6 protein-coding genes are annotated in these 6,857 nt (G+C 36.5%); 4 read left to right on the forward strand and 2 right to left on the reverse strand.

What is annotated here, in order from left to right; translation table 11 throughout:
- The first annotated feature begins 97 nt into the window (after positions 1-97).
- Positions 98-1,114: a zinc ribbon domain-containing protein gene (locus tag ERK18_RS07615; RefSeq protein WP_187154950.1), complete on the forward strand. Its 1,017-nt coding sequence runs from the start codon at positions 98-100 to the stop codon at positions 1,112-1,114.
- 82 nt (positions 1,115-1,196) lie between these two features.
- On the opposite strand, the gene ERK18_RS07620 is transcribed toward ERK18_RS07615, so the two are convergent.
- Both ERK18_RS07620 and ERK18_RS07625 read right to left on the reverse strand, forming a co-directional pair.
- On the reverse strand, positions 1,197-2,573 hold the full coding sequence (locus ERK18_RS07620) for an NAD-dependent succinate-semialdehyde dehydrogenase (protein ID WP_046331625.1): 1,377 nt from the start codon (positions 2,571-2,573) through the stop codon (positions 1,197-1,199).
- A 123-nt stretch (positions 2,574-2,696) separates the two neighbouring features.
- Positions 2,697-3,479 carry an alpha/beta hydrolase gene (locus ERK18_RS07625; protein WP_187154951.1) on the reverse strand — a complete coding sequence of 261 codons (783 nt, stop codon included), beginning with the start codon at positions 3,477-3,479 and terminating at the stop codon, positions 2,697-2,699.
- A 193-nt stretch (positions 3,480-3,672) separates the two neighbouring features.
- On the opposite strand from ERK18_RS07625, the gene ERK18_RS07630 reads away from it, so the two are divergent.
- From ERK18_RS07630 to serS, 3 genes are all read left to right on the forward strand, one after another.
- Positions 3,673-4,278 (forward strand): TVP38/TMEM64 family protein, encoded by a 606-nt coding sequence (locus ERK18_RS07630; protein WP_187154952.1) that lies wholly within the window; start codon positions 3,673-3,675, stop codon positions 4,276-4,278.
- Positions 4,278-4,808, forward strand: coding sequence for a GNAT family N-acetyltransferase (locus ERK18_RS07635; RefSeq protein ID WP_187154953.1), 531 nt, complete (start codon positions 4,278-4,280; stop codon positions 4,806-4,808). Before ERK18_RS07630 ends, ERK18_RS07635 begins: the two co-directional genes overlap by 1 nt.
- Positions 4,809-5,139: 331 nt before the next feature.
- A complete protein-coding gene (gene serS / locus ERK18_RS07640) occupies positions 5,140-6,447 on the forward strand; it encodes a serine--tRNA ligase (RefSeq protein ID WP_187154954.1) in 1,308 nt (435 codons plus the stop codon).
- The last annotated feature ends 410 nt before the right edge of the window (positions 6,448-6,857 follow it).

Raw genomic sequence — 6,857 nt, forward strand, 5'->3', positions numbered from 1 at the left:
AAAAGACTGTATTAAAATAGTGATAAAGAATTTTCTTTATCGCTATTTTTGTTTTATGATTAAGTTATTAATAATTATTGCTTAAAGGAAGTTTCTTATGACTACTTGTCCAAACTGTGGTCGTCCCATCACTGATGAGGATGTTACCTGTCCAAATTGCCATTTTGATTTACAAAAATATCGTGAGACTTTTTTCACGGACCGACACCAAAAGGCTAATTTTGAAGATGAAAAAACTGGTCAAAAAATTGCCAGTCGTAAAGTATATCGGCAAGAATTTTATCCGGAAAAACAAAATTCGGTTATTGAACGAATGCTGCAATGGATTCATGTTAATAGCATGATTGCTTTTCTGTTGGGAATAGTTTTACTGATTCTTATGAGTTTTTCCCGCAGCTTTGGTTGGATTTGTTTTTTTGCATTGCTGGTCTGGCTATACTTTGTTTGTAGTCGTGAGGAAAAAATTGACCGCTATACTGTGGATGAACGTTTAACACAAAAAATAAATCAGATTGGGTCCAACATGTTTAATGATGTGGCTGAATCAAAAGAAAAGGTAAAATCAAAAAGCAGATTGACTCAGAGAAATTCTGATGCAAAAACAACTGTCAACAAGAAAAAACATTTTTCCTATGTGCAACTTTTAGTAGTACTGATGGCAGTAATAAATCTAATAGTTTTATTTACTGGTTCTGGTGCATCTGTGTTAGACGTGACTTATGGCCAAAAAATGTCGATTACCGGTGTCATTTTCAGGCTTGCCGGCAGACTTTTTTCTTCAAATGCGACATTGCTTTCAGGCGTTTTGCTTTGTATAATTTGGCTCATAATTGTTTTAATTCCGTTATTTATTATTTATCATACTATGAGAGATACTAAAAAGAGCAGGATCATTGCGTTTTTACTTTCTTTAATTGAAACTATTTTTCTAATTTACGTTATTTATAGGATGTCCAATACTTCACTGTCTAATCGGGGCATTTTACACAGCATTACCAGCCAGCTGCTTTTGTATGCCGTATCAGTAGGGGCTTCAACTTATTTCTTAATTCTAGCCAATGTGATGACGACAGGACTTACAGGCTATAATTTATTTCGTCACCGTCAAAAGTAATAATTAAAAAAAGCTGATAAATCAGCGCTCTTATTGGGCGATACAGTTTATCAGCTTTTTTAATTTATATCTTAATGATGAGTTATTTGGTTGGCATTGATATTACTAAGTGTTGGTTGACGAAAGCCATCAAACCTAAATCACTGAGTTCACGGCCATAGCCAGATTTCTTAACGCCACCAAATGGTAATTCACCGGAGCTAATCCATGTGCCATTGATGACAGACATACCAGTTTCAATTTGTGCAGCTACATTTTGAGCACGCTTAATGTTGGAACTGATAACAGAAGAACCCAAACCGTAACTAGAATCGTTTGCTAAAGCAATAGCGGCGTCTTCATCTTCGACTTCATAAACAGTAGCAACCGGACCAAAGAATTCTTGGTCAAATGCAGGGTTGTCACGATCAACATTGGTTAAAATAGTCGGACGGAAGAATGCACCATCTGAATCAATTTCAGGATACTGGTACAAAATTTTTGCTCCTCCTGCAAGAGCGCCATCTAATTGTTTAGTCAGTTTATCCTTTGCGCCCTGTGAGTTCAGTGGTGGCAAGGTAGTACTTGGATCAAGCGGATCTCCTGCTTTCAAACTAGAAAAGACCTTCTTTAATTCATGAATTGTTTCTTCATAGCGGGATTTAACAACAATAATGCGTTTGGAAGAAGTACATACCTGGCCGTCATTATAAGTTCTGGCTGAACTAAGAGCCTGTTTCAAAACTTCAGGATCAGCGTCATCAAGAATGATGAAGGCATCATTACCACCAAGCTCCATAGTCGATTTCTTCAGGTTTTTACCAGCATTTTCTGCAACTGAAGAACCACCACGTTCTGAACCAGTCAACGCTACGCCCTGAATTCTTGGGTCTGCAATCATTTGATCAAGTTGGTCATAGCTCGGATACATATTAATCAGGCTGCCTTCAGGGGCACCTGCCTGTTTAATAATTTTTGCAATCAATGCTGCAGAACCAGGAACATTGTGGGCATGCTTCAATATAATAGGATTACCAACAATAAAGTTTGGTGCAAATACCCTGATTACTTGATAAAGAGGGAAATTCCACGGCTCACATGCCATTATTACGCCAGTTGCTTGTTTAAGGTAATATGCATCACCCAATTTAGTATCAATTGGCTCAGGTTTCAACAACTCGGGACCTTTTTCGGCAAAGTAATCACAAATAGATACACAAAGATCAACTTCACCTTCAGATTCACCAATCATTTTACCCATTTCACGGGTCATGATCTCTGCCATTTCTTTTTTATGCTCGCGCAAACCGTCTGCTACTTTGTGTAATGTTGCTGTTCGGGTCTCAGGGCCTTCATGGCGCCACTTGTGGTAAAGTGCATCGGTCAAGTTTAGAGCATCCTCAATTTGTTCAGCTGTAGGATTATCATAGCTGGCAAAAGTTTCATTAGTATATGGATTAATAGATTGATATTTAGCCATAATATTATCTCCTTAAATTTTAATCAGGATAGATTTTTCTCAAAATCAATATAAACCGTTTTCATAAATCATTATAGCACATATAGAATATTTTACTAATAATTAGTAAGTAAAAGTTAAGATTTATTTTACTGCATTTAAAAGGTATGCTAATGATTCCTCTAAATATTGATTAACATAAGTCATTGCGTGGCGCTTACCTGCTATTAATTTAAGATCAACAGCATGGTTATTTTGTGCCAAAAAGTTAATAAAATTAAGTAAATATTTAATAGGAGACAATTCATCTGCAGAATTGATCATTAATAATTGGTGTAAATTGCTGTAATCATATGAATCAGCATCAATCTCTTTTAATACATTTTCATCTTCAGAACCGGCATATGCTAAGGTAAAATATTTATAAAAAGCGTTGTTAATATCACGTTGGTTGCTCAAACCTAGTTCTTTATGGCCATCAACTGCTGGCGTGACGTTTTGGTGATCTTTCATCCAAGCAGAATAACTGACGGGAGCAGACCAAGTTACAGTAGGAAAGCCGTATTTACCCGCAATATTCAGCGCCATGGTGCCACCACTACTGGCACCGATTTGAGTAATATTAACTTTTTTATTAATTACAAAATCGCTTTGCATCAGCCATTTGACGAAGTTAATGCTATCTTGGTGTGCTGCTGGAAAAGGGTATTGTGGCGCAAGAGAGTAATTAGGGGCAAAAACAGTGAAACCGTGGTCAGAAATTTTTTGACATAAGTCTTTAAAACTGTTTTTATCTCCCCGAAACCAGCCGCCACCATGCCAAAACAGCAGTATTTTGTCACTAAAACTAACGTTGTCTGGCTTATAAATATCTACCTTAATTTTTCTTTGTTCATCATAAGTGACATCATTAATAATTGTGGTCATCCGATTTTCCTCCCCAAAATTATATTTTTAAACCTATTATACTGTAATTAACAGTCAGTTTTTGTTTTAAACCTAAATTGCTTTCACTTCAGGAAAATAATTAAAATATTTTAATTATTATTATTTAATGACTTAAAAAGTAATCACTATGCTTATTTTTTGGTAAAATTAGGCTTAACATTGGAGGTAAGCTATGCATCTGTCTGCTAAAGCTAGTCGAAGACTGATTAATATCTTGACCGTTGTCAGCGGGATTATCATTATTATTTTATGTATATACTGGTACAAATTAGGAATATTTACCAGTCAGGCTAAAATGAAAGCATATTTGGCTAACAAGAGAATAATTGGGCCGATAATTTTTGTTTTAATCCAGATAATTCAGGTTGTTATTCCTATTATTCCTGGTGGTGTTTCACTTTTAGGAGGGGTTATTTTCTTTGGGCCCATAGCCGGCTTTATTTATAACTATGTGGGAATCTGTATTGGTTCAATTATTAACTTCTTTTTAGCACGTTTTTACGGCAGACCTTTTATTCTTCATATTGTTTCTGAAAAAACTCTTGATAAATATATGAAATGGACTAAAAACCAGCGTAAATTCAACTGGTTTTTTGCAATCTGTATTGTTGCCCCGATGGCGCCAGATGATGTTTTGTGTCTTTTAGCCGGTTTGACTGATATGAAATTCTGGACTTATTTTTGGATTATTATCCTAGGCAAGCCTTGGACCATTGCGGCATACAGTCTGGCACTGGGCTTGGGCATGGATTGGCTATTCAAGCTGACAGGTCATTAATGGGCAGGCGAATTTATTTTCGGCCCCTCAAATTAGCTGATGCACCAACTCTGCTTAAATGGGGGCAAGATCAATATTATCAGAACTTAGCAGGCTTTGGGCATTATCAAAATCTGGCGGAAGCTGAAGTTGCCGCAGGAAAGTATGCTGCTAGAAAGTATAGTTATGGCATTTGTCTTAGAAATTCTCAGCAATTAATTGGCTTAGTTGAACTATATAATAGAGGTACTAACGAAGAAGAATTACTGCATACCAAAGAAATTGGCTTTTTGCTTGATAAAGATTTTTCGGGTCAAGGTTATATGACTGAAGCGCTAAATATACTTTTAGATTATGCGTTTAAAAAGCTCAATCAATCTGAAATTTGGGCTGGCACTTTTAAAAATAATTTTCGTTCACAGAATTTACTTACTCGTTTAGGCTTTAAATATATTTATTCGGTCGATATGAGCCAGCTAAGTAAGTTATTTCAATACCGGGAAGATTATTTTTTGTTAAAAAAGTCAGACTGGCTCAATAAAGAAAAGTGATTTAAAGTAGGCAAAATCTTTTTACAAAAATAATTATAAAAACATTAAATATTGTTTGCTAAAAAAAGGATAATAGCTTAAAATAATATCCAAACACGGAATCCTCAGACTGATTCAGAGAGTTCGCATTTTGGTGCAAGCGAATAGACGTCGTTTCCAGATTCCATTAATGTGGGTAATTAATAATTACACGGCACGCGGCATCGTTATCGCCGACTTAATGAAGTGCAGCTAAATATTAGCTGAAACTGGGTGGTACCGCGAAGCCATGTATGAGCCAATTCGTCCCAATCTTGTGGGATGAGTTGGCTTTTTTTGTGGAGGTAAAAATATGCTGGATATAAAGGTGATTCGCGAGAATCTTGATTGGGCCAAGGATAAGCTTGGCAGACGTGGCATTAAGCCGGAAGAGCTTGATGAATTGGTTAAAATTGATGCCGATCGGCGTGAAGAATTGAACCGCAGTGAGCAGCTGAAAGCTGAACGCAATACAGTTTCAAAGAAAATTGCGGAAATTAAGAGAAATAAGGAAGACGCTTCTGCTGCTGTACAAAAAATGCGTGCAGTTGGACAGGAAATTAAGGAACTTGATGATAAGGTTGCTGAATTGACTGAAAAGCAAGAATATATTTTGCTAAGACTGCCTAATTTCCCAGACGATTCTGATCCAATTGGACCTGATGAAAGTTATAATGAAGAAGTTCGTAAGTGGCATGAACCAACAAAATTAACATTTAAGCCTAAGGCTCACTGGGATATTGGTACTGATCTCGATATTTTGGATTGGGACAGAGGCGCTAAGGTTTCAGGTGCGCGTTTTGTGTATTATAAAGGTGCTGGTGCTTTACTTGAGCGAGCTGTTTTTAACTTCTTCTTAGATGAAAATACTAAAGAAGGCTACACTGAAATAATTCCGCCATATTTAGTTAACGATGAATCAATGCAGGGTACGGGTCAATTTCCTAAATTCCGTGAAGATGTTTATACCATTGTTGATAACGACAATCCTGACAAGCCACGGGACTTAACTTTGATTCCTACTGCTGAAGTGCCTCTTGTTAACTATTTCCGTGATGAAATTATTCACGGTGATAAGCTGCCAATCAATGTAACTGCATTGTCTCCAGCATTTAGAAGTGAAGCTGGTTCAGCTGGTCGTGATACTCGCGGTCTGATTAGAATGCATGAATTTAGAAAAGTTGAAATGGTTAAAATTTGCAAACAGGAAGATTCTTGGGATGAATTAGATAAATTGACTCATAATGCTGAGCACCTGTTACAAAAACTTGATTTGCCATACCACGTTGTAGCTTTGTCTACTGGGGATGCTAGTTTTACCAGTGCTAAAACTTATGATTTGGAAGTTTGGATGCCGGCCCAAGACAAATACCGTGAAATTTCTAGTTGCTCTAACTGTACTGACTTTCAAGCTCGTCGCGCTCAAATTCGTTACCGTGATGAAGATGGCAAACTGCACTTGGCACATACTCTTAACGGCTCAGGTTTGGCAGTAGGCAGAACTGTGGCTGCAATTTTAGAAAACTATCAAAATGAAGATGGCACAGTTACCGTACCAGAAGTTTTGGTTCCTTATATGAATGGAATGACGAAGATTACTAAGGAAGAAACTCTGATTTAATAAGTAGTAATTCGTTATGATTTCGCAGGTTGAATAAACTTGCGAAATTTTTTTGTAAAAATTTTGGTCAGTGTAAGTAGTAAATTTGACCGAATTACGAATAATTGGTTAATTGGTCTAGTCTAAAAAATAAAGAAGTGGGTCTAACAAGTATTAGTCAAAACTAATTTGAAAGCTATTTTACTTAAATAACGAACAAAATGATTAATTTGACGAATGAATACAAAAAGAGTAATGTATTACTTGTGTCTGAGCGAGTTACGACAAATAACAAGCTCAACATAAATCGAGCAAAAGCAGTTGACAAAAGCGAGCTGCTTTAGTAAGATAATAAACGCTGTCTGGCAAGACGGCGAAAAGGACTCAGAAAAAAGTGCTTGACAAAAGCGGCTGAATCTGGGAAAATAAAA

Source organism: Lactobacillus kimbladii (assembly GCF_014323605.1).
GTDB lineage: Bacteria > Bacillota > Bacilli > Lactobacillales > Lactobacillaceae > Lactobacillus > Lactobacillus kimbladii_B.